This is a genomic window from Paenibacillus sp. ACRSA, from assembly GCF_022346845.1.
Lineage (GTDB): Bacteria > Bacillota > Bacilli > Paenibacillales > Paenibacillaceae > Paenibacillus.
In genome coordinates this window covers 100242-125298 of sequence record NZ_JAKRNP010000011.1, presented here as the reverse complement: position 1 = coordinate 125298, position 25057 = coordinate 100242, and the positions used below count along the sequence as shown (strand labels likewise).

General features: G+C 40.6%; 22 protein-coding genes. 20 read left to right on the top strand and 2 right to left on the bottom strand.

Going from position 1 to position 25057, the window contains the following annotated elements; genetic code table 11:
- Nucleotides 1-19 precede the first annotated feature (19 nt).
- The 6 genes from MH215_RS24080 (at nucleotide 20) to MH215_RS24055 (ending at nucleotide 7663) form a co-directional block, all read left to right on the top strand.
- The gene (locus tag MH215_RS24080) at nucleotides 20-1120 is read left to right on the top strand and encodes a sensor histidine kinase (protein ID WP_145053469.1); all 1101 of its coding nucleotides are present in this window, start codon (nucleotides 20-22) and stop codon (nucleotides 1118-1120) included.
- Complete coding sequence (locus MH215_RS24075; RefSeq protein ID WP_128103528.1) at nucleotides 1077-1748, top strand: response regulator transcription factor; 672 nt, start codon at nucleotides 1077-1079, stop codon at nucleotides 1746-1748. The genes MH215_RS24080 and MH215_RS24075 overlap by 44 nt, the downstream gene beginning before the upstream one ends.
- A 237-nt stretch (nucleotides 1749-1985) precedes the next feature.
- Complete coding sequence (locus MH215_RS24070) at nucleotides 1986-2756, top strand: YwmB family TATA-box binding protein (RefSeq protein WP_239293658.1); 771 nt, start codon at nucleotides 1986-1988, stop codon at nucleotides 2754-2756.
- Nucleotides 2757-3057: 301 nt separating this feature from the next.
- Nucleotides 3058-4608 (top strand): glucose-6-phosphate dehydrogenase, encoded by a 1551-nt coding sequence (gene zwf / locus MH215_RS24065; RefSeq protein ID WP_239293657.1) that lies wholly within the window; start codon nucleotides 3058-3060, stop codon nucleotides 4606-4608.
- A 715-nt stretch (nucleotides 4609-5323) separates the two neighbouring features.
- Nucleotides 5324-5722 carry a DoxX family protein gene (locus MH215_RS24060; RefSeq protein ID WP_053783291.1) on the top strand — a complete coding sequence of 133 codons (399 nt, stop codon included), beginning with the start codon at nucleotides 5324-5326 and terminating at the stop codon, nucleotides 5720-5722.
- A gap of 357 nt (nucleotides 5723-6079) precedes the next feature.
- Nucleotides 6080-7663 (top strand): peptide chain release factor 3, encoded by a 1584-nt coding sequence (locus MH215_RS24055; RefSeq protein ID WP_056698224.1) that lies wholly within the window; start codon nucleotides 6080-6082, stop codon nucleotides 7661-7663.
- 406 nt (nucleotides 7664-8069) lie between these two features.
- On the opposite strand, the gene sspI is transcribed toward MH215_RS24055, so the two are convergent.
- Entirely contained in the window at nucleotides 8070-8303 is a 234-nt protein-coding gene (gene sspI, locus MH215_RS24050; RefSeq protein ID WP_056698227.1) for a small acid-soluble spore protein SspI, read from the bottom strand.
- Between the two features lie 188 nt (nucleotides 8304-8491).
- On the opposite strand from sspI, the gene MH215_RS24045 reads away from it, so the two are divergent.
- From MH215_RS24045 to MH215_RS24025, 5 genes are all read left to right on the top strand, one after another.
- The gene (locus tag MH215_RS24045) at nucleotides 8492-9154 is read left to right on the top strand and encodes a potassium channel family protein (RefSeq protein WP_056698232.1); all 663 of its coding nucleotides are present in this window, start codon (nucleotides 8492-8494) and stop codon (nucleotides 9152-9154) included.
- Between the two features lie 26 nt (nucleotides 9155-9180).
- Nucleotides 9181-9969 carry a TrmH family RNA methyltransferase gene (locus MH215_RS24040; protein ID WP_239293656.1) on the top strand — a complete coding sequence of 263 codons (789 nt, stop codon included), beginning with the start codon at nucleotides 9181-9183 and terminating at the stop codon, nucleotides 9967-9969.
- Between the two features lie 678 nt (nucleotides 9970-10647).
- Nucleotides 10648-11307, top strand: coding sequence for an SEC-C domain-containing protein (locus MH215_RS24035; RefSeq protein ID WP_239293655.1), 660 nt, complete (start codon nucleotides 10648-10650; stop codon nucleotides 11305-11307).
- Between the two features lie 123 nt (nucleotides 11308-11430).
- Entirely contained in the window at nucleotides 11431-11901 is a 471-nt protein-coding gene (locus MH215_RS24030; RefSeq protein ID WP_239293654.1) for a hypothetical protein, read from the top strand.
- 206 nt (nucleotides 11902-12107) lie between these two features.
- Entirely contained in the window at nucleotides 12108-12338 is a 231-nt protein-coding gene (locus MH215_RS24025; RefSeq protein ID WP_239293653.1) for a hypothetical protein, read from the top strand.
- Between the two features lie 513 nt (nucleotides 12339-12851).
- Here MH215_RS24025 and MH215_RS24020 read toward each other — a convergent pair.
- Nucleotides 12852-13172, bottom strand: coding sequence for a toxin-antitoxin system TumE family protein (locus tag MH215_RS24020; RefSeq protein WP_239293652.1), 321 nt, complete (start codon nucleotides 13170-13172; stop codon nucleotides 12852-12854).
- 189 nt (nucleotides 13173-13361) lie between these two features.
- On the opposite strand from MH215_RS24020, the gene MH215_RS24015 reads away from it, so the two are divergent.
- From MH215_RS24015 to pglX, 9 genes are all read left to right on the top strand, one after another.
- Complete coding sequence (locus MH215_RS24015; RefSeq protein WP_239293651.1) at nucleotides 13362-14045, top strand: Fic family protein; 684 nt, start codon at nucleotides 13362-13364, stop codon at nucleotides 14043-14045.
- Nucleotides 14046-14055: 10 nt separating this feature from the next.
- On the top strand, nucleotides 14056-14412 hold the full coding sequence (locus MH215_RS24010; RefSeq protein ID WP_239293650.1) for a hypothetical protein: 357 nt from the start codon (nucleotides 14056-14058) through the stop codon (nucleotides 14410-14412).
- 143 nt (nucleotides 14413-14555) lie between these two features.
- Nucleotides 14556-15116 carry a hypothetical protein gene (locus MH215_RS24005; RefSeq protein WP_239293649.1) on the top strand — a complete coding sequence of 187 codons (561 nt, stop codon included), beginning with the start codon at nucleotides 14556-14558 and terminating at the stop codon, nucleotides 15114-15116.
- A gap of 300 nt (nucleotides 15117-15416) precedes the next feature.
- Nucleotides 15417-16043 carry a MarR family transcriptional regulator gene (locus tag MH215_RS24000; protein ID WP_239293648.1) on the top strand — a complete coding sequence of 209 codons (627 nt, stop codon included), beginning with the start codon at nucleotides 15417-15419 and terminating at the stop codon, nucleotides 16041-16043.
- A gap of 333 nt (nucleotides 16044-16376) precedes the next feature.
- The gene (locus MH215_RS23995; RefSeq protein WP_239293647.1) at nucleotides 16377-16667 is read left to right on the top strand and encodes a TIGR04540 family protein; all 291 of its coding nucleotides are present in this window, start codon (nucleotides 16377-16379) and stop codon (nucleotides 16665-16667) included.
- Nucleotides 16668-16670: 3 nt separating this feature from the next.
- A complete protein-coding gene (locus MH215_RS23990) occupies nucleotides 16671-17270 on the top strand; it encodes a DUF1819 family protein (protein WP_239293646.1) in 600 nt (199 codons plus the stop codon).
- 3 nt (nucleotides 17271-17273) lie between these two features.
- Nucleotides 17274-17840 carry a DUF1788 domain-containing protein gene (locus MH215_RS23985; RefSeq protein WP_239293645.1) on the top strand — a complete coding sequence of 189 codons (567 nt, stop codon included), beginning with the start codon at nucleotides 17274-17276 and terminating at the stop codon, nucleotides 17838-17840.
- A gap of 18 nt (nucleotides 17841-17858) precedes the next feature.
- Nucleotides 17859-21422, top strand: a complete 3564-nt coding sequence (brxC, locus tag MH215_RS23980) for a BREX system P-loop protein BrxC (protein ID WP_239293644.1) — start codon at nucleotides 17859-17861, stop codon at nucleotides 21420-21422.
- Between the two features lie 75 nt (nucleotides 21423-21497).
- Nucleotides 21498-25010, top strand: a complete 3513-nt coding sequence (pglX, locus tag MH215_RS23975) for a BREX-1 system adenine-specific DNA-methyltransferase PglX (RefSeq protein ID WP_239293643.1) — start codon at nucleotides 21498-21500, stop codon at nucleotides 25008-25010.
- Nucleotides 25011-25057 lie beyond the last annotated feature (47 nt).

The window sequence follows — 25057 nt, the reverse complement described above, 5'->3', positions numbered from 1 at the left end:
GACAAAGGAGGAGACCTGTATGAACACAAAACGACATACCGACATGGTAACCCGAAGTATGCGTGAAGGAATCCTCCTTGTTTTCATTGTGCTCGCGGTTGTCTTGTATGTACTATATACATATGGTTATCTGGCTCCGTTTGCAGGCTGGAGACATCTGATTCAATCGGGTGTGGCATTGTTACTGTTGTTAATTGGAATCGGTGCAGCATTTGGTTTTTACCAAAGCTACCGGGTCAAGCGTAGACTAGAATTGTTGCGAGAAACCTTGCTGCAATGGGAAAAAGGATCTCTCTCCCGCACGGTGCCTGATCTTGGTATGGACGACGTTGGGCGTCTAAGCGATCAGCTTGGGCGGATCGGGAAGAAGTGGGAGGATCAGGTCACCTCGCTACAGCGACTATCCACCAACAACGCTCAGCTTGCAGAGCAAGCAAGAGTTACGGCGATTGTGGAAGAACGGCAGCGTCTCGCAAGAGAATTACATGATGCTGTATCTCAGCAGTTATTTGCAATTTCCATGACAGCAACAGCGGTTGGACGGAAAATGGAAAAGGATTTTGAACGTGCTCAGCGGCAGGTTGCTCTAATCGAAGAGATGGCTTCTGTGGCTCAATCGGAGATGCGTGCTTTATTATTGCACTTGCGGCCGGTATATCTGGAAGGCAAACAGCTGGAGCAGGGATTGAAGGATCTGGTCATGGAACTGAAGACGAAAGTGCCTATGGACATTGTGCTGGAAATCGATGAGGATATTGACCTGGTTAAAGGCATTGAAAATCATCTGTTCCGTATTGTTCAAGAAGCGATGTCTAATACATTACGTCATGCGAAGGCAGAGAAAATGGAGATTAGGCTGCAGCGCCGGACAGATGCAGTTAGAGTGTTAATTCGTGATGATGGTCAAGGTTTCGATCTGGATGAACAGAAGCAGGCTTCTTACGGGCTAGCGAACATGCGTGAACGCGTTACAGAAATCGGCGGAGCCATTCAATTTGTAACAGCACCTGGTAAAGGAACACGGATCGAAATTACGATACCTTTGATGAGCGATGAAAGTGAGGAAGGACATGTCAATGGAGGAGACGGAAGTGGACACACAGTCAGAAACGTCAATTAAGGTGCTGCTCGTGGATGACCACGAAATGGTTCGGATTGGTCTCGCCGCAGTTCTTGATACGGAGGATGGCATTGAAGTTGTCGGTGAAGCAGGAAGTGGGGAAGAGGGCATTCGTTTGGCACAGGAATATAAGCCAGATGTTGTTCTGATGGATCTAGTCATGGAAGGTATGGATGGCATTGAAGCTACACGGCAATTGCTGAAAATGTATCCTGAATGTAAGGTTATCGTTCTGACGAGTTACTTGGATGATGAGAAAATGTACCCGGTTATTGAAGCTGGAGCCTTTAGTTACCTGCTCAAAACCTCACGAGCTAACGAGGTAGCTGATGCCATTCGTGCTGCAGCACGTGGTCAATCCGTACTGGAGTCACAGGTAGCCTCCAAGATGATGAATCGTTTCCGTCAACCTCAAGCTGCAGCACCGGCTCATGAAGAACTGACGGATCGTGAAATGGATGTCCTTCGTTTGCTTGCCCAAGGGAAATCTAACCAGGATATTGCGGATGATCTGATTATTGGGATTAAGACGGTTAAATTTCATGTGACCAACCTGCTCGCCAAATTAGGCGTAGATGACCGCACACAGGCAGCAATATATGCCTATAAGAATGGACTTGCAGAGTAAGGACATTTTGAAAAGGATGACCGATAAATGAGCGAATAGGTCGTTCTACTATACAAGCTATTAGATCTACACGATAAGCTTAGCAAAACATAGAAGCAATTTAAGTGTGAAAGTCCGATTAACCAAGGTAATTGGTTGATGGGGCTTTTTTTGTATGCAGGATAGTGTTTAGTACGAAGAGAAAGCGGGCATGCTGTTGATAGATTCATAGAATAGAGAACGAGCGGGGGATTCAGCATGTTAAAACGTTGGATGATGACAGGTGTACTAGCAGTAGCAATCATTATGTTAATTGGTATAACTCAAGTATACGCAGAGAAAAGCATTTCTGAAGGTGAGAAGTTAGAGCAAATGCTGAACAAGGCAGGTTCTGCTATAGAACAAGTAGATCGCTTAGTACTTAAATGGCAGGGTCAAGGTACGGGAGATGCACAGGAGATAGCGGTGTTACTCGCTGACGGGCTACAACTCCAGAAACCTGAGTTAGTTCGTCAGACAGGACATGATGTATACCGCAGTGAACTGAAGGCGTCAAACGAAGATGTGGGCATTCTGGTCAACGTTGTCGTTACAGGTTCAGTAGAATATTATACGATTATCCAGTTATCCGGCAATGGAGAGACGGATTGGAGTGTGTATCTCGCTTTGCATGAACAGGTAGAGCGATTACTTAAAGATGTCGGTATTAAAGCAACTTGGAACTTTTCAGTACAAGGTACAGGGGAAGAGGCTGCTGTAGGGATAGAAAATCACAACAACGCTCCGGTTCAAGCCAGTACAGCGGTAAGACACATTGAAGGAGCATTATCAGATAAGCTGAAACTGAGTGCAGTGGAACGTTATGAAGATGACAGCACAACAAGTGTATCTTATGTTGTTCCTGAGTTATCACTGGCCGTGAACAGTGGTTCGCATCAATTAAATATGCAGCTGGCCGTTCATCAAGATGATGTGTTAGGAACGAACCGTGTTACTTTGGGCTTTCCTGTCATTACGATTGAGTACTGATTGTTGAGTATTAGTATTATGTGTAATGAGGAGATCGTTTGAATCACGGTGATCTTGGTTAAGGAGTATTCATACCATGAATGGAATATTTATCAATGAAGTTTAATGATGAATTCTAGAAAATAATTGGACAAAGACTGCCAGAAATTAGTGCATCGCCCTAGTTGATATGCTAAAATGGCATCACATCCAAGAAGAAACATGCTGGTAATTGACGTTTGTATGTTGTGCATATATAACACCATTACATAGCTCGGGGAGTGCTTTGGAATGTGTTCTTCCCCGGAAGAAAGAGGAGCCTATGGTCGAAAAACTAATGCAAGATGAAGTGCAGACACCTGGCGCAGTATTTTTCATTTTTGGAGCAACGGGCGATTTGGCTCGCCGGAAGCTATTTCCGGCCATTTATAGTCTATACCGTGAAGGCAAGCTAGCCCATGACTTCGCGGTTATTGGCGTAGCACGGCGTCCGAGATCACCAGAACAATTCCGGGAAGACATCCATGAATCCATTCGAGAGTTCTGTCGTTATCCAGCGGGAGAGCCGGAGGAGTGGAATGCTTTTGCCCAACATTTTGAATACAAATCACTTGATATTAATAACGTTGATGGTTTCAGAGCGCTGCGTGAGCAGACGGAGGCTTTGGAAGCGAAGTTTAACACGCCGGGGAATCGGTTATTCTATCTAGCGCTTGCGCCAGAACTATTCGGTAACGTGTCATACAGTCTAAGAGATGGCGGGATGCTGGAAAGTAAGGGCTGGAATCGGCTTGTGATCGAGAAACCTTTTGGGTATGATCTGCAATCGGCAGAACAGCTGAATGAACAAATTCGGGAAGTGTTTCGTGAAGAGGAAATCTACAGAATCGATCATTATCTAGGTAAGGAAATGGTGCAAAATATTGAAGTCATTCGCTTCGGCAATGCCTTTTTTGAGCCACTCTGGAATAACAAACACATTGCGAATGTCCAGATTACACTTGGTGAGACAGTTGGTGTGGAAGAGCGCGGAGGATATTATGACCACTCTGGTGCGCTGCGTGATATGGGGCAGAACCATATGCTGCAGATGTTAACTATGATTGCTATGGAGCCACCAAGCCGACTATTCCCTGAGGACATTAGGGACGAGAAGGTTAAGGTACTGCGATCTCTGCGTGCTTTTGCAACAGACGAAGAGGTAAGTAGTAATGTGGTGCGGGGACAATATACGAAGGGCGAGTATCGAGGGAAGCAGCTTCCAGGGTATCGGGAGGAGGACAAGGTTGATCCAGACTCCACTACGGAAACTTATTTTGCAGCACGCGTGTTTGTTGATAATTTCCGCTGGGCTGGTGTACCGTTCTATATTCGGACAGGTAAGCGTCTTCCAGTGAAAACGACCGAAATTGTGGTTGAATTCAAATCGATGCCAAACAACGTATATCTCGGCAAGAAATATAAGTTAGAACCAAATTTGCTGGTCATTCGTGTGAACCCGATGGAAGGCATATATATTAAAATTAATGCCAAGAAACCGGGCTCGGATTCGGAAATTCAACCGCTTGCGTTGGACTTCTGTCAAAGCTGCATGATTGGCATCAATTCACCGGAAGCATACGAACGACTGCTGCATGACGCGGCAGAAGGAGATTCGACGTATTTTACCCGTTGGGATGAAGTTGCAACAGCATGGTCATTCGTGGATCGGATTGCAGCTGCGTGGGCTGAAAATCATGGAGAGCTTCATACGTATCCAGCAGGTACTTGGGGGCCAGAAGCAACGGATAAGCTGCTTGAACAGGATGGTTACCACTGGTGGCCAGTGAATGGTCAGGATGAAGACCGAGTGATTTGGCAAGTGAATAATTAATGAGCTGAAGTTTCATAAGTCGAGATTCAGGATGTTCGCTACTGGGCGAATGTCTTGAATCTTTTTTAGTATGAAGAGTAAACATGTATAAAGCGGATATATAAGTTCAACTAAACTTTTTACACGAGAACGGGGCGGACAGAAATAACGTGAAGAAGCGAAGCGGTCGCCTAAAAGCTTTCTGCAAGAGAGCTACCTCGGAAGCATAGGCTATCCCCGGATTTTCCCTTTGAAGAAAATTTGGGGATAACAGCGATCGGAAGGTTATTCTATTATCGGAGTGGCAAGGGTAAACCTTCTTTAGTTGAGCCTGTATAGATTATATATGACGGTATAGGTTGTTAAGTTAGATACTTTACTGAGAAACGTGTGGTTTAGCCTAGAAAATAAGAGGCATATGTTGAATGGGGATATACGTATACTGGTGAGGAAGAGAAGGTGTAAGAAAGAGCAAAAAATCATGAAATTTAATTACTTAAAATAATATGTTGACAAAAAGTAAGTAGATAACTTATACTCAATTCAACAGATAAAGAAATTACGCAAAACAAAAACAAAGAAGCGGCTTAACCATTGACGCTAGTCAGATGAGGCGCTCATGAAACTGGAATGCAACGAGCTTAGGGGTTACACCCATTTCATGAATAAAAAATTTTGGCATAATATCTTTAATCTAAGAATAACAATTTGTAAATATTGAATGGAGGAAAAAGAAATGTTGGATGTAGGATTGTTATTGATTCGTTTGGTGATTGGTTTGTCGTTTATGGCGCACGGTGCTCAGAAGTTGTTTGGCTGGTTCGGTGGATATGGAATTAAAGGTACAGGCGGTTGGTTTGAATCCATGGGTATGAAGCCTGGTGCGTTGGTTGCATTGCTGGCAGGTCTGGCAGAGTTCGGCGGTGGACTGCTGCTTGCACTTGGTCTGCTAACACCAGTTGGCGGTATTCTCATTGCATTAACGATGGTGATCGCGATTGTGAAGGTTCATGGGGCTAATGGATACTGGTCTACGCAGAACGGATTTGAGTATAACCTCGCAATTCTAGTAGTTGGTGTAGCTCTGGCTCTGACAGGTGGCGGACAGTACGCCTTGGATGCTTTGATTTTCTAAATCGTATATATATATGAAGAACGAAAGGGAAAGTACCTGGATGCTAAACTGGCTGAAGGGTGCTTTTTTTGTTGTGTAAAAGTGAGAAATCTGCGGAACGTAATCGGTTATTTTCACTACAGATTATGGTACAATAGGAGAGTTGAGTTTAGAATCAGTATTACCGTATAAAAGGGAACACAGATCTGGAGAGGATGAACTCCATTGTAATAGTGTAAAATGAAACTAATATGCCGACGATGTTGCGGCGGAAGTTAATGTACAATCAACCGGCTCTGCCGGATTTGAATAAAGATTGAATGATGGACCGGCTCAGCCGGATTAAACGTGAATGAACGGATGAAAGGGACAGAAGCTATGAGCAAAGCTGCAGATAACATTCTTCAACAGGAAGTGGACAAACGCCGGACGTTTGCCATTATCTCTCACCCGGATGCGGGTAAAACAACTTTAACCGAGAAGCTACTATTGTTCGGGGGCGCCATTCGTCTCGCGGGTACAGTTAAAGCGCGGAAAGCAAGCAAACATGCAACAAGTGACTGGATGGAAATTGAGAAACAACGGGGGATCTCGGTAACTTCTTCTGTGATGCAGTTCGACTATTTGGATCATCGGATTAATATTCTGGATACACCTGGTCACCAGGACTTCAGTGAAGATACGTATCGTACGCTGACGGCTGCGGATAGTGCAGTCATGTTGATTGACGTAGCGAAAGGCGTGGAGGCACAGACGATTAAGTTGTTCCAAGTTTGTGCGAAGCGCGGGATTCCGATCTTTACATTCATCAACAAATTGGATCGTGAAGGACAAAGCCCTTTTGATCTAATGGAAGAGCTTGAGAATGTGCTTGGTATTCGCTCTGTACCGATGAACTGGCCAATTGGCACAGGTCGTGATCTGTGTGGTGTATATGATCGCATGAAAAACCAAGTTGAATTGTTCCAGGGCGACGATCATTCGACGATCAAAGTGCAAAAAGTGGATGGATACAAAGATCCAATTATCCGTGAGATGGCGGGAGAGTACCTGCATGATCAACTGTGTCAGGATCTGGAGTTGCTTGATGTAGCTGGGGATCAGTTCGATATGGAGAAGGTTCAACGTGGCGAACTTACGCCGATTTTCTTCGGTAGTGCGATCAACAATTTCGGTGTGCAAACGTTCTTGGAGAACTTCCTTGAGCTGGCACCGAAACCGGAACCTCGCCATAGTACAGCTGGTGATATTGAGCCGACCAATGAGAAGTTCAGTGGTTATGTGTTCAAAATTCAAGCGAATATGAACCCAGCACACCGTGACCGGATTGCGTTCTTACGTATCGTATCTGGTAAATTCCAACGTGGGATGAGCGTGAAGCACAACCGTGTGGGGAAAGAAATCAAATTGTCTCAACCACAGCAATTCCTGGCTCAGGATCGGGATATCGTTGAAGAGGCATATGCTGGAGATATTATCGGTCTGTTCGATCCAGGGATTTTCCGAATTGGCGACTCGCTTAGCCAAGGTAGTGAAGTTGTGTTTGACGAATTGCCGACGTTCTCGCCAGAGATTTTCGCCAAAGTAACCGTCAAAAATGCACTCAAACATAAACAGTATCAAAAAGGGATCGACCAATTGACGGAAGAAGGAACCATTCAGGTCTTCAATACCGTTAGCTTCGACGAGACTTTGCTCGGCGTAGTAGGTCAGCTCCAGTTTGAAGTATTTGAATACCGGATGAAGGGTGAATATGGGGTAGATGTGCAATTGCAGCGGATGCAGTATCAATTCGCACGTTGGATTGTGGACGAAAACCTCGATCCAAGCAAATTCCGTATTAACTCCACGCTGGTAAAAGATAAAAAGGGCAATTACGTTGTGCTCTTCGAGAATGAATACGCGATGAGAACAGCGATGGACAAAAATCCGACGGCTAAATTCTTGGAAACTGCGCCTTAAGTTAAGTCTTACTGTGTAAATTTACACAAACCACTCGGATGACAGAATAACCTTCCGATCGCTGTTATCCCCAGATTTTTTTGATCTCCCTTTTCTAAAGGGAAAATCCGGGGATAGCGTATGCTTGCGAAGTAGCTTTTTTTCAAAAAGCTTTCAGGCGAACGCTGTGCTTCTTCATGTTATTTCTGTCCTCTCGTTTTTGTGTGAATTTGTTTTATATCATGTAGTATAAGCAAGTGCGATGTGATGGCACTTGGTCAAAAAGATAAAGATCCCTCCGCCGGTTGGTGGAGGGATCTATTGCTATCCACTTACCTTAGGCAGGAATGACCTAGCCAAATAAGGGAAAGCTTTCTTTTGCAGACAGAACAAACGTATTGATGGTTACCTTCCCTTATTGCCTCACTTATCGAAGCGGTTGTACGGGAATGGTGTGCAGATGCTCCTGCGCGATTTGAATCAGTTCCTCCTGCTTGGCAGGTTCAGTGTTCTTCCAAATCATTTCGAAAATGGCGCCAAGTCCAGGTAAAGCGGCTTCAGGCCCGTCAACTGAACCTTCAATCATCTCTCGGAGCTGATCATCACTTTTGTCATGAACTTTATGAACAATCGCGTCACGCAGGCTTAATGTAATTGGCATCGCAAGTCCCTCCTCGTATATTCGGCTGCTCCTATACTGTTCCCTGGGAAGCGTGAGCGCATTCAAGTTTATTGGGCTTTGTGGTATACTACGAAGGATTATTTAAGTAAGCATGGCATGTATTTTAACTCTTATGAAGGTTCAAAATAATGTTCAGTGCTGAAGTGCAGCGGGAGGGTAAGATCCTAATGGCAAAGAAACAGTATGCTGTGATTGGCATGGGACGATTTGGATCAAGTGTAGCCAATGCATTAAGTGGTATGGGATTCGATGTGCTGGCAATTGATGCAGATGAGCAACGGACACAGGAAATGTCTAATGTGGTGACCCATGCTGTCTCAGCCGATTCTACAGATGAAGAAGCGCTACGTGCGCTGGGCATACGAAATTTCGATGTTGTCGTGGTGGCAATTGGCGAAGATATTCAGGCAAGTATTCTGACTACGCTCATTCTGAAGGATATGGGTGTGCCAGTTCTTATTGTAAAAGCTCAAAATGAGCTCCACGGTAAAGTATTACAAAAAATTGGTGCAGATAAAGTCATATATCCTGAACGGGATATGGGGCTGCGTGTAGCGCATCATCTAACCTCACCAAACATACTAGATTATATTGAGTTGTCTGAGGATTACAGTATTCTTGAGATGAGAGCCTCTGAGCAAATGATCGGAAAAAACCTGCTTGAGCTAAACATTCGGGCACGGTTCGGTTGTAACGTGATGGCGATTCGTAGTGGTAATTCGATGAACATCTCTCCATATGCCGATGATCGGATTGAGGATGGAGATGTATTGATCATTGTGGGGCATAAGGATCATCTGACGAAGATGGAGCTGGCCTATCCGAAGTGAAGTGAAGAGATGGGAAGGATGGAAAGATGGATATTGTATCAGCGCAAAATGCACGTGTGAAAGATTGGGCTCAGTTGCTGGAAAAAAAGCATCGTACCCGTCAACATAAATATATAATCGAAGGCATTCATCTCGTTCAGGAAGCGCTGCGCGCTGGCGCTGATGTGGAGTGCATTGTCTATGATGGAGAGAAAGGCGTACCGTACGCGCTTGCGGGATTCGAAAACCCACTTCAGAAGGTTGAATGGATAAGCGTAACGCCTGCCATAATCGCCAAATGTACGGATACGATGACTCCACAACCTGTATTTGCGATTGTGCGAAAGTCGAAGGAGCCAATGCAAAGTCTACTTTCAGAAACGCAAAACCTGGTCGTTGTATTGGATAACGTACAAGATCCGGGCAATGTGGGAACGATTATTCGTAGCGCAGATGCTGCAGGTGCGGTTGGTGTTGTGCTGGGGACAGGCTGTGCAGACGTTTATAATCCCAAAACGATTCGTTCGACGATGGGATCATTATTCCATTTGCCGATTGTTGAGGGATCCCTGGAAGCGTTGTTGCCCGAAGCCAAAGCGGCTGGTGTGAAGCTTGTAAGTACGTCTTTGCAGGCAGAATACTCCTGTTATAGTTATGATTTTACGCAGGCTGTATGGCTTGTCATCGGCAATGAAGGCAAAGGCATCTCGGAGTCCACTGCACAGTTAGTGGATGATGCTATTACGATTCCAATGCAGGGGCAAGCGGAGTCGCTGAATGCGGCGATGGCGGCTACGATTATGTTGTTTGAGGCGATGCGGCAGCGGTTGGTTTAACTAACTAAAAATTCCTGTCCAATTTTATTTTTACTGTCCTAACTAAAATTAACTGTCCCCAAACCACCAAAGACTGGAGCCTGGTTGATGATTGTCCCAACCAATTCTCCAGTCATTTTCTCATGCTTTGAGGTATCCCAGCAGGGAATTTCCATCCAAATCCCGAATAGGTAATCAAGCAGAAACCCAGGCTACTCAAGGGTTTTGGGGATTGAAAGCAGTTGATGCAAGCTTTTACTCAGTCATTTCCCAGGCTCTCACACAGGAGTTTTAAGTGCAGATTCCTTCTTTTCTCAGGCATCTCTCTATCCTTTCAGGGACACGAATTATTAGTTGTTTTCGTTCACAATTGAACCAGTTTCTTTCCAGTTTTCAGGGCTTTTTCTCAGCGTTTTTGGGACACGAATTTTTATCTCGGAAATGGCGGTGAAGCCTTATGGGGTAAGGGATTTGGGTATTTGGAGGTGGGGACAGTTATTTTTAGTTTTCTACAAAGTAATAGGTTTTCGAAGTGAGGTTTTGGGTGAAGGGGGGAGAGTGAAAAAGGTTATTGATGGAAGGACTATATAATCAAATGTCGAATTACTATTGCAATAAGAAGTTTAGTAGGTATTCTGCTAATGCATAAGATTTTTGTTTAATCTCAGTTGCACTCATAATCACGGGGGTATTGTTACAATGAATGAAAATCAATATTCAAAAATGATTAAAAGTCTAACTGATGGAGCATTACGTAAGTTAGACGAATCTTATGACAAGAATACATATGATTATGTTTTACAAAATGGATTTCCTGATGATGATACTCATTCGTTGTTTAATGGAATAAATGAAAATAGTTTTTGTCCTTGTGGTTCTGGTCAAAAATACAAATCATGTTGTACCTACAATGTTGAAAAATTGGTTTACTCCCTTGAGAATTGCAAATATGTTGGTTGTAAAGATACAACCGAAAACCGAGATAAATTGCCATTAAGCTTCAGACTATCTCCTATATTTCAGTTAGGTATGTATGTGAACGACGGGGATCAGTTGTTAGTTAAGGAGATCATTAAGACGCATCCTACGATTGTTAATCACTTATACTTAATAAGTGCAAAAGAGATTTCTAAAGCTTATTCTGAAAGTGAACATGCAAGGTATTTGCTTAACGTGATCTATGATCTTGGGGAAGAGGCTGATGCAAATTGGGAGGATTTCAAAAAAGATAACAAACCATTAAACGAAAAAGAGAAATCATACATGATGGAACAGAAAATAACGGTTCCTACAAAGACATTGTCAATGAGAAAAGCAACTATTGAGTGGTTGACACCTTCCCAATTTATCTTGAATTAATACTCTCTGATAGTTCAACCAATTTTAAATTATTGAAGCGATGGAAGGATGAAGTGCTAATTTGAATAAGAAGCCAATATGCATAGAAAAGACCGTTGAACTATTAACCAAGGAGTGATTTTTATGAAAAAACAGTGGACCTTAGAACAAATTAAGGTGTTCATAATAAGGATTATTGAGTCAGGTAATTATATTACTATTCAGCGAAGTGACCGTACAGCATCTCCAACACTCACAATGAATCTACAGGTGGAACGTTGTGTACCGATCCACAACGGTGTACAGTTTCATGTAAATGGCGGATACATTAATATGGAGTTCAATGATTATTTAGATGAAGAGAACCTCAGGTATCGTACATACGAATTCCAATTTGAATATGATGATGAACGTAAAGGAAGCTATCGGGTTCATTTCTATGAGTTTAGTCTGCTCATACCCGATGCTGGCTTCATGGAGATATTAGAGAATTTAGATAAAGAAGTAGCAAACCAGCGGCAACATGATGAAAAACGTCGTATTATTCGGGAGAGTGCCAATCGTTTTATAGATTCAAAGACATGGGGTTCTATAGACAATATGCTTGAGAAATAATGTGATTCATAATTTAAGAGAGTCAATATTGTTATCATCCCACAAACCCTACTGTTCATATTCAAAAAAACTTAACGCCTACCATAAAAGCTAATAAAGCTTGACCGCAAGCCGAGCTGATTTCAGGCATTTTCTCCTGATTTCACTCGGGTTTTCTTTATCCGTCCAATGTTGTTACCCGATTTGGTTTATAGCTCATATAAAAAATGAACAACTCTGAAATAATTTGCGATGATTATTCAACCCAATTTATGATTGTACGGGAAAAGGCTATTCTTGAAAAAGTGGTTGGAGTATTAGCGAACCTATATGAGAGAGCGATATTTGAAAATGTAAGGGAGCGGATAAGAATGACAAAGCTTGAGAAGATCTACTTACAGGAAAAAGAGCAAGCCTTAAAAGAACAGGCAAATGACTTTGCCCAAAATGCTAAATGACCTTGATCCAGATAAAGTTGCTGAAATCACTGGGCTTCCAAATGAAGAGGTTGGGGGTTAATCCCAAGGCTTCTTTTTATTTGCATAGCTTAGTCTGGATATGATATTTCAGACTAAGATCGATATCGTTGGAATTTCAAAAGACGAGGTGAGAGTCGAAGTTTATGAGGCAAAACAACTTTCGGAATACAATAAACCTATATATAGGGACAAAAAGTTCTTCTATCGGTTTTACGCATGCCATCTTCGAAGAAAGTTGCTTATTCATCATTAGGTTCCGACCATCTATATTGGTATGGTGAACTCATTCTAATTTTGAAACGAGCCTACGCTATGGTTACATTGCACGCAACTATAGGATTGTTCAAGGCGTTCATCTGATAAGTATTATGCAATTAGACTCTAAAGATATAGGGTTCAATAAAAAGCATTTGCGAAAAGACTTTTATGCAACCTTCAAAGAGTGGTTAACCAGTGCAGTTCACCAAATTTATCCAATAATGATTTGAATCACTACTCATGGCTTTCACCTATCAAGAGATGAAAAGTAACAATTCCCCTTACTATTGAATACAAATCCTGATGGAAGAAGTTTTGAGCTGTACTTTCAGGATCGTAATGAAACAGCAACTTCCCGTCTTTCGAAACCCAATCATACCAATAACCCTTATTGAGATGTTCTGTAACATGTAGCATGGTGTCGTCGATAAAAATAATCGTTGCCATCTGAATCTGCTCCGAACTCGGCTCTCCTGACTTGTCTGTATTTTTCACTGACTTTATGGCAAATATAAATTCCTTTGTTAAGCTTTCAAGATCGGTCAACTTCTCCAATCGTTTTCACCCCTCCGTCTGATCGTTATACCATGTATAATCCTATTTTGAGCATAAAGCAAGATGGAGTTGGATTTATTTTTAATGTGGTTACAATTGCAACACCATCCAGTTTTTATTGACGAAATTAATATGCTTGTGTATGTTCATATCAAACAAATCTCCAAGCTTTTTAGGAACGGGTGATAAATGATGCATCTTCCGAAAGATTATTTGGACGACCTCTTAGTGCGTATGACACATCATTCTTGTGCGATAGAGAATAACACAATTACGCTTAGCGAAACTGTTTCCATCCTAATTTATCAAATGATTCCAGGCAAAGTATCTGTACGCGAATTCTACGAATTAGAAAATCATCGGATAGCTTTCAACTATATCATAGAGAGTATTAATCAAGAACTTACGATATCCTTGATTCATGATGTTCATTCTCTTCTGATGGATAGACTTGATCATGAGAAGGGGCATTTCAAGTCTCACGAGAATGTAATTGTAGGAGCGACATTCCCTACAGCTTCTCCCAAAGAAACGCCTTTGCTTATGGATCAGTGGCTTCTAAATCTGAACAATCGCATTCAAAAGGCGAAGTCATCTGATGATATCATTCTTTCAATCTGCTCCAGTCACATTGCGTTCGAGCGAATCCATCCATATAAAGATGGTAATGGACGAACGGGTCGATTAATTATGATGCATCTTCTGTTGAAAAATCGAGTTGTACCCCTTGTGATTCTTAAAGATCAAAAGCATAAATATTTTCAATTTCTTGATAAGCAAGACACAGAGGGTTTTACAGTATATACTACGGAAAATATTAATAAAGATCGGCAACGCTACAATGCATTCTTAAATTCACTTTCCAAGGAGTAGTGGGATAAGTATGGGAGTAAACTATTACAATTATCAGCAAAACGTTGCTGATAATTTGAAAGCATTTATGCGTAAAAAAGGGTATTCGAAGCAAACGCTATCAAAATTAACAGATGTTCCTCGACCAGTGATTGATCAATTATTGCTAAAGAGTGGAGAGAATTTGGCTCTATCGACATATAACACGTATATTTTGCAAATCAATCAGAGATTTAATTTCATGGAGGAAGATCTCTTGAAAGTAACGCATATGCCTAATTTGTCACCATCTCCGCCTGCTCAAACAGAAAGAAGTGCGCTGGCTCAAGAGGCGCTGGATGGACTGGAGCAGATTTTGGATGTGTTTTCGCTGTATTATAAAAAGTGAGCAAGGATAAGGGTTATATCAGGGCTAAGCTCTATAACAGATTCTGATATCCAAAAATTGAAATTTTAAAAATGGGAACATTTAAAATTAGTTTGCATCCGTATCATCGACGGAATGTATTTGAGCAGATGGGTGTGGATGACTTGATTCATAAGAAAATAATGTGTTTGTGCCTTTGCTTGCTAATCGTAACTGCATGTAGTAACGTAGCAGACAAAAATTCAAAGGTAAAATATGTTGAGGACCCAGTCGTCACGTTCCAAGGTGACGTTATTCCTGTTATTGAGGAAGTCATGAAGGTGCATTTTCCGAATGATTCGAATGGGGATGTATTCTTTGAGCAAGCAACCAGCTATTTCGATAATGATAACTCTAAGGTTGTATTCCTCTTTTATCAAGAGAATGCAATAGAAATGAATGCTTTTCGCAAGGAGCTTGAAGAAAAGCTTGGAGATAAAGTAATATTCAAAAAAGCGAAGTATAGCCCGAAACTTCTGAGTGATACTGCTAATGAAGTTAGGGCGGACGTTGAATCCATAGTTGAAAAAGGCAGAGCTTTGACTGTCAGTTATAATCCTGTTGATGAAGTAATTGAGGTTGAAGCACTGCTAACGGATGAGCAAATTGCTGATCTGAAAAAGAAGTTTGGTGAGGAAATCCTGAGAATCACAAATCAAGAACCCGAACGAGGCATTGCATTATAGTTAGCGAATGTATATGAATAAAAACAAAAGTCGTACAAATTTGCTGAACCACCGCAAACAAATTCTACTAACGAGTTGGATCTGCGGTGTTTTTGTGTTTGGAGACAGAATGGTTATGGTAAGCTTCAATTCGGTTGTAGTTAAGGCGAGGGGAACTTAGTTTAAAATCTTTAGTTAACCACAAACTAATTCACAATATGAATCACATTCATCAATCACATTCATCAATCACAATGCTCCAATTACTTACGCAGATAACGGAAGTAGCCTATAATACAACGCAGGGAGGGGAGTTGGAACATGACTTTAAAGGACGAAATAATCAGCTATCTGAAAGACAAGGACGGCTTAACTGATCGCGAGATTACTAATGCTATTTTAGGTGTGAACGAACCACAACAGGCAGTAAACCAGATATGTAGAGCATTAGTGAGCAAAGGAATCATTAGGCGGGTTAATCGTAGAGATGGGCTGATTGGCAATTACATAGTTGTTCAGGACGTGCACATTCAACCACCTTCATTCGTTCAGGTAAAGCATGCGACCGAGGCTTCCACAGTGTTCAAAGAAGATCATCTCAAACAGATATTGAAGGATTATTTGCATGCTGATGGATGGGAAACGCAGATTGCATGGGGGAGAACGCCTGGGATGGATATCAATGCGATTCGGGGAACAGAGCGATGGATTTTAGAAGTCAAAGGGTTAGGGTCATTAAGTACAATGAACGTAAATTACTTTTTAGGAGTCCTGGCAGAAACGCTTCAACGAATGGATGACCCGAATGCAAAGTATAGCATTGCTTTACCCGACGTGAAGCAGTTTCGGAATCTTTGGAATAGACTGCCATTGTTAGCGAAGAAGCGGACAGGAATAACGGCAATATTCATTGATGGACAAGGTAAAGTCCATCAATGTGAAACCTAATAAGTTCAGTAATTGAAAGTGAATATTTAACGTACGAACTGCTTGGGTGCTACAATAATTACTTTTTTAGAACTTCGAACAAGCATATATCCAATGTTAATGAAGAAGGAATGACAAAGTAGTATGCATTAATCCGCATGATAGATTGGATGATACGATAAGATAGTTGGTCAATATTCTTGAGAAGATGCTAAAGGTAATGGGGCTCGAATTGTATTTGGGAAATAGTGTTAACCTAAACCGCTGAACAAGCGGTTTTTCTTTTTGAGGTGATCTTGTATAATAAAAAAGTAAGAGTGGAGTAATAATAAAGTATAAGCAGATTTGTGCGAGGTGGTTAATTTGGAACTGAAGCTTTTCTATAAAACCCAGAGGGAACTCGCCACGGCGTTAAACGAGATTGTTAATGCTTATTGGGATAATAGCGTAAGCGAAGATTTGCTAATGCAGTGTATATCGAATATCTACGTAAACAATCCCAACAAGATTTTAAAACAAGAACAGTTTACAACTATACTCAAACAACAATGCGGGAAACGACGACTGGAAGTTGTTGAACGGGTACTATTGCTGACTGGAATGATGAAGGAACAAAATACTATTGGCGTAAAAGCAGGGAGATAAACCATGACTATAGAATTAGATTATAGTGTAACGATAACTGGTGCATCGTTCCTATTTTATGAATTAAAGCAGGTCTTAGGACTTAGAATACAGGGATTAACGGAATTGCAAATAAAAAAAAAGGTAGCAGAGGAAAATCTATTTCAATATCAGGTCAAATCAAGTATTAAAAGAAGTCTGCCATCGGTATTGCGAAGAGCAGGCGTACTCGATGAAGAACTCTGTCATATGGTTTTGGAGCATTCATTAGAGTCAGGGAAGATCATCAATTTGTATGCCATTATGAAAACGGACAGGCTCTTCTTTGAATTTATGACTGAAGTTATTCAAGAAAAGTTTAATTCTGACAAATATCTGTTGGAAAAGAAAGACCTCAATTTGTATATTGCTTCAAAGGCTGAGCAAAATGCTGGGGTAGCGGCTTGGACAGAACAAACGATTACCAGACTGAAGCAAGTATATGTAAAGGTTATACATGATTCAGGACTCCTTAAGGACAAGAAGTCTGGTGAATTAAGCAGACCTATGATAGATGAGGAATTGAAACAGCACTTGATTCAAATCGGAGACATTGCTTATGTTCGAGCAATAGGTGAGGTATAGCGTATGGCGAATATTAAAAGTAAGCTTGATAAAATAATACCGAAGATCAGGGAAGATAAATTCATTGAGGGCAAAGGCTTGGGAAACGAAATTAGCTTCTATGTGTTTGATTACGAGCCTGAGAACGAACTGCTGGTTCGAGATTATATCCTTCACGTATTGAAGGAGTTCAGTTACGAAGGTTCTGGACGCAAACTCATTGAGTTCGATTTATATAAGATGCTCATTGAGATTGCCAAAGAGAAACGGATCTATGACCGAATTCCTCAAATGGAAGAAAAACAGGGCAAGGATACCTTGTTTAAAGCGATGTCTAACTTTGCAAAGCCTGAAATCTTTCTGCAAAAGATCAAGGATCAGATGCAGGATCACAATGTCGTACTCATCACAGGTGTGGGTAAGGTATATCCGTTTGTACGTTCACACAATATCCTGAATAATCTTCAGGAAGTATTGGATAAGACACCTGTCATTATGTTCTTTCCAGGGAAGTATGATGGACTTACATTACGCTTATTCGATCGTTTTAAAGACGACAATTATTATAGAGCATTCCGTTTAGTGGATTAAACCAGAGGGGGAAGACTTGTGTTAATCAAAGACATGTTCGTAAAAGATATTGAACGTAGTATTAAAGGTGTAATTAAGGTTGCTCAAACCGATGAAAATAACATTTATCAGGAACTCGATGAGTATGTCGTGACACAAGAGTTGAACAAGCACTTATCCAAATTTTATGATAATTATCAGCAAGGTGTTGATGGGAATACTGACAAAATGGGCGTTTGGATTTCGGGCTTCTTTGGTTCGGGTAAATCTCACTTTTTGAAAATTCTTGCGTATTTGTTGGAAAATAAAAAGGCAAAAGATAAACGAGCTGTTGATTTCTTTGCTGATAAAATTCAAGATGAACTATTCTACGCCAACATGAAGAGAACGTCGAATGTAGAAACCGAAGTCATTTTATTTAATATCGATTCGAAGAGTTCGCTCGATAATAAGTCGAAAGATGATGCCATCCTTCGGGTATTTACCAAAGTGTTCTACGAGCACCAGGGCTTCTATGGCGATATTCCTGGCGTGGCAGAGATGGAGAAGTATCTAACCAAAGAAGGCGTGTATGAAGACTTTAAGCGGGAGTTCAAAGCGGCGGCAGGCGAAGAGTGGATGGATCGCAGAAACACCTTCTATTTTGATGCCGATTATGTGATTCGAGCTTTAACGAAGGTCACTTCGATGTCGGAAGAAACGGCAAGAAACTGGTTCGAAAATGGTGTAAATAACTTTGAAATCAGCATTGAGAAATTCTCGAAGGATGTAAAAGAATACATAGCTCAAAAGGGAAACAATTTTCACTTGATTTTCCTGGTCGATGAGATTGGTCAATACATCGGTGACAGCAGGAATTTAATGCTTAATTTACAAACACTGGCAGAAGACCTTGGAACGCATTGTCAAGGGAAAGTGTGGATAATGGTTACTTCGCAGGAAAGTATCGACAGCATCGTGAAGGTAAAAGGTGATGACTTTTCCCGTATCCAAGGTCGATTCGATACGAGATTGTCGCTTTCTTCCATCTCGGTTGATGAAGTTATCAAGAAGCGTATCCTTGAAAAGAAAGAGTATGTTACCGACAAGCTGAAGCAAGTTTATCATGGTGAAAGTGCGACACTCAAAAACCTGATGAGCTTCAAGGATAGCTCAGCGGATTTGCGTGGATATGAGAACGATCTGGAGTTTGCGGAAGTATATCCGTTCCTGCCTTATCAGTTCAAGCTTCTTCAGAACGTATTCGAGCAAGTTCGTAAACATGGCAGTTCGGGCAAGCACTTGTCTGAGGGAGAACGTTCTATGCTCTCGGCATTCAAAGAAGCTGGACTTCGGTTTAAGGATGCAGAGGAAGGTGTACTCATTCCGTTTTACGCATTCTACGATACAATAAAGGAGTTTCTAACCCCTTCCATTGCAAGGGTTATTGAGGGAGCATATGAGAACCCTGCCTTGCGTGACGATGAGTTTAACATAGATCTGCTTAAAGTGCTGTTCATGATCAAATACATCAAAGAACTGCCTGCAAACATCGATAATATTGCTACACTTATGGTTACACAGATCGATGAGGATAAGTTGGCTTTGAAAGAGAAAATCAGGGTATCGCTTCGTAAGTTGAGTTCACAGACGCTTATCCAAAAGAACGGTGAGTTCTACTTGTTCTTGACGGATGATGAGCAGGATATCAATCGTGAGATCAAAGCGATAAAGATTGAAGAGGATGTCATCAAGCGGGAGCTTGCCAATTATATCTATCAGGACTTATACGATGACAAGAGATATCGATACTCGGCACAATACCAATTCCCATACAATCAGAAGATGGATGAGAAGAATATCGGAAATCAAACATCAAGTATTGGTATTAATATTCTTTCGCCGCTGTCGGATCACTATGCCAAATCAGAACAAGAATTGATGCTCATGTCTTCGGGTACTGGAGAGATGATTCTCAAACTGGGTGCGAACGAAGCATTCGTGGAAGAAATGGAAGAAGTCCTCAAGATCGAGGAATATAGGAAGAAGAAGAATCCGACACAACTTCCAGAAAGCATTCAGAATATCTTGAACAATAAACAAGCTGAGGCAAGGGACCGCAGACGTAGAGTGCGAGATATGATGGAAGAAGCTATCAAAGGCGGCATATTCTTTATCAACGGCAATAAAGCAGAGATCAAAGGTTCGACGGTTAAAGAACGGATAAACGCTGGATTCCTTTCACTTGTTGAAAATGTGTATACGAAGCTTGGTTATGTTAAGAGCTTCTTGGATTCAGAAAAGGATCTTGTTTCGATTTTGAGGAGAAATAATGAGCAACTGACTATTGATGGTGGATCATCGAATGCAAATGAACTGGCTGTAAAAGAAGTCATGGATTTCATCAGCTTGCAGGATAGTATTCAGAAGCAAGTGCGAGTAAAAACGATCCTGGATCGCTACAAGGATAAACCGTATGGCTGGAAGGATCTCGATATATCTGGATTGATTGCGGAGTTAATGAGAGAACAGCGGATTCGCCTGAGACTTAACTCCGAGTATCTGGAACCAGAAGACGGCAACACTGTTAATGCTCTGACCAAAGCAAGTGACATCGATAGGGTTATCGTTGTGAAACGTGTAATCGTTGACGAGACGCTATTGAAGGTAGCAAGGAACATCTGTAAGCAAGTGTTTAATAAAACAGATGTAGCAGATGACGAGGATGGTCTGATTAGAGATATTATAGAATTGATTGAAGATCAGATGAAAGAGATCAACGCTCTCAAGAACCGCTATGAAGGTAGGAAGTATCCTGGCGGCAGTTTGTTGAATAAAGGACTGGAGTATTTCGGAGAATTTACTAAAGGATTAGATAACGTATCATTCTTTACCAAACTTCGTGATTTGGAAGATAATCTTCTTAATTGGGAAGAAGATGTAGCGAGTGTGAAGAGTTTCTTCGCATCCCAAAAAGAAATCTTCGACAAGGGTCTTCATGCAATTGAGAAGTACAAAGAAAACGATGTTTATTTGTCAGGTAACGAAATCAAGGGTTATGCTGAAAAATTGCAAGGGATTTTATCCGAGGTGCAACCTTATCGCCAAATCAAGGAGATCCCTGAGCTTGTGAATAAGATTGATGAGCAAATTAATAGCGTACTCGAAGAAAAGAAAGTAGCGGCGAAAAGTGTTATTCAGTTGGATTTGAATCACCTGACCTTGCGTGCGAATGAGGATGGCGTGTCTGAAGAGACGAAAAAGCGGATTCAAGCCCATTATGATAACTTGTTCAATACTATGAACACGCTTGTCGATATATTTAAGGTGGATGCATCCATAACACAAAGCTCGGCATTCAAAGACAAAGAAGAACTCGTTATTAATCGAGAAATTCGGGAATTTGAAGATAAGCAACAAGTAGAAACAACAACAGATCGTGGAGGAGACAAGCGTCATGTTGTAGTGAAGCCAGTCCCTCAGCGTGAACGTGTAAAAATGAATACCCTGCTTTCCACCAAGACCCTTAAAACCGAAGCGGATGTGGATATGTTGCTGGACACATTGTCGGCAAAGCTGAAACAGATTATTATGAGCAACAAGCAGATCGAGTTTATTGATTAGTAAAGTGTGCCGTGGTCTTTGGCCACGGCATTTTGATTATAAGCACATTCCAATATAGGTTGGTGAACATTACGTATGAATAAGACAGCATTGAAAAACTTTGCGACGAATGCTCGTAAGGAATTGATTGAGAAAGTAAAAGCTAAGGCTTTTAAGATAGGGATTACCGAAGAAAACATCAAGAAAGCTCAATTTGAAAGTTCGGATGCGATTTATATTGCTGGGAAACAGCTCTCGGCTATAGAGAAGAAACAACGTGAGAAACTTATATCCCGTATTAAAGAAATTGGATATACGCAAGTAATTGAAGAAGTTTCTTACACTTGGTTTAACCGTTTTACAGCATTGCGGTTCATGGAGGTTAATAATTATCTTCCAACAAAGGTAAGGGTATTGTCTTCCAGTAATGCTGTCAGTTCTGAGCCTGATCTCATTAAAGAGGCATTGACGGTTGATTTAGATATTGATAAAGAGCTGGTTTATGAACTGAAGCTTAATAATAAGACAGAAGAGCTATTCAAGTATTTGATCATAAAGCAGTGCAATAGCTTGAATAAAGTTCTTCCCTTCATGTTTGAAACGATAGATGACTATAAAGAAATTCTTTTTCCAGAGGGACTATTAGCAAAGGATTCATTTCTACGTGAAATGACGGACACACAAGTGATCCCTGAACAAGATTGGGAGCAGGTCGAGATAATCGGTTGGCTCTATCAATTTTATATTTCTGAAAAGAAAGATCAGGTGTTTGCTGATCTCAAGAAAAATATCAAAATTAGTAAGGAAAACATCCCAGCGGCGACGCAACTCTTTACCCCTAAATGGATTGTAAAATATATGGTTGAAAACTCATTAGGACGAGTTTGGTTGGAGAGCAATCCTGAAAGTTTGATGAAATCTGATTGGAAGTATTATGTGGATGAAGTTGAACAAGAAGAGGAATTTATAAGCCAACTTGAGGAGGCTCGCTCTAAAAATGTGAACCCAGAAAATATTACTTTCCTCGATCCCTGCTGTGGAAGTGGACATATCCTTGTTTATGCTTTTGATATTCTTTATACCATGTACCAAGAGAAAGGTTATACCGACCTCGAAATTCCTAAACTAATACTCGAAAACAACCTATTCGGGCTTGATATTGATGACCGAGCTGTACAATTGGCGTCCTTTGCGTTGTTAATGAAGGCAAGAGAAAAATCTCGTAGGATATTTAATCAAGGCATTAGACCGAACATATTAGCCATACAAGAAAGCAACTGGTTGACAGATGAAATGTTTGATATTTTAGTTGACAGTTCAGCGGAAAACTCTGAAATATCAAAACAAAGAGAAGAATTAAAGTACTTGAGGGATACATTTATAGATGCTAAGGAGTTTGGCTCAATTTTAGATGTAAGTCCCATAAATGTAGGTTTCCTCGAAGAAGCAATTATAAAACTTGAGGATGAAACAAGTGATGATATTTTTAGAGTTGTTCTCAAACAAGAAATACTGGAGAAATTCCCCTCCATTCTCATGCAGTTAAAAATTATAGTAAGAAAATATGATGTTGTCTGTACTAATCCGCCATATATGGGTGGAGGTGGGATGAATCCTAAGCTCTCTTCTTACGTTAAAGAGACTTATCCCAATTCTAAATCAGATATGAGTACTGTCTTTATGGAGAAAGCTCTACACCTCTGTAAAATGTTCGGAATGGTATCGATGATAAATATTCCAGTATGGATGTTTTTATCAAGTTTTGAAAGGTTGAGGGAAGATTTAATTCTAAACAAGACGTTTGTTAATATGTTACATCTTGGAAGAGGTGTTTTTGGTTCTGATTTTGGGACAACTGCCTTTGTTCTGTTAAATTCAAATGTAGGGCATTATCGAGCTACGTATAGAAAGTTGTTTGGAAATAAGGGTGACGTAGACAGTATCGAGCAAAAAGAAAGATGGTTTTTTGAGAGAATGGGTGAATATAGAATTAAACAAGAAAGTTTTTTAAAGATACCTTCAATGCCAATAGCATATTGGATAAGTGAGAGATTTAATGCAGTTTTTAGTGAAGGAATACCGTTGTCAGAAGTTGGAGAAGCAAAAAGTGGTTTACAGACTGGAAATAATAATTATTTTTTAAAATATTGGCATGAAGTGGATAAAAATAATATTGGCTTTAATTATAAGAGCTTAGAGGAGGCGAATCAAAGTGGCCTTAAGTGGTTTCCACACGCAAAAGGTGGATCATATAGAAAATGGTACGGTAATTATGACTATGTTGTAAATTTTAAAAACAATGGTTATGAGATTAAAAACTATGAAGGATTCGGTGTATTAAGGAGTCCTCATCTTTACTTTAAAGATGGAATCACATGGTCACACACTACAAATGTTAGTTTTGGGGGTAGAGTTTTACCAAAGGGTTTTACTTTTAACGTAGAAGCACCTACTATTTTTAATGTTAAGGATAAGTATTTGTTATTTGGCTTACTAAATACCAAAATTACAGATTATATACTGGCAATTATAAATAACACAATTCACTATTTAGTTGGTGATATGAAGCAGATTCCAATTATGTTTCCGAATAACGAAGAAACTAAAGCATATGTACGAAGTAAAGTGCTTGATAACATATCTATGTGCAAGGTCGATTGGGACTCATTTGAAATATCTTGGGATTTCAAGAGGCATCCGTTATTGATATATAAAGAAAACAATATTAATGAGTCACAAAAAAAATGGAGTCATTTTACAGAAGAACTATTTGTACAATTAAAAAAGAACGAAGAAGAACTTAACAGAGTATTTATTGAAGTATATGGTCTTCAGGAGGATGTGAGCACGGAGGTTTCGGAAGAAAGTATTTCAATTCGGAAAGCCAATTCTGAAAGAGATATTAAATCATTTATATCTTATGCATTAGGTTGTATGTTCGGAAGGTTTTCTCTGGATGAAGAGGGTCTAATCCTTGCAGGGGGAAAGTTTGATTCAAACAAGTATCATACATTTGCACCCGATAAAGACAATATTCTTCCTATCCTCTCGAGTGCTTACCTTGAAGAGGATATTGTCTCCAGATTCATTGAGTTTGTTAAACTAACTTTTGGGGAAGAAGAATTAATAGAAAATCTTGACTATATCGCAGTCACTCTCGGTAAGAAAGAAGGAGAGATAGCAAAAGAAACAATCAGAAGATATATCCTAAATGATTTCTTCAAAGATCATACGCAAGTATATAAGAAGCGACCGATTTACTGGCTATTCTCTTCAGGAAAACAAAAAGCATTCAACTGCCTAATCTACATGCACCGTTACGACAAATCAACTTTGTCGAGAATCAGAACGGATTACCTGCATGAACTCCAGGTTCGGATGGATGCAGAGAAGAAAACTCTGCTTGATGTTATTAATGGAGACGGAACGACCAAAGAAATCGCCAATGCCAAAAAAGAACTGAAGTCTCTTGATCTGAAGATTGATGAACTTCGGGCATACGATGAAAAACTTCATCACATGGCAGACATGCAGATCGAGATTGATCTGGACGACGGTGTTACTGTTAACTACGCTAAATTCGAAGGGTTGCTCGCTCCAATCAAATAAATTGGGTACAATGGGGATATGCCAGTTAATTTTGGTGTATCCCTGTT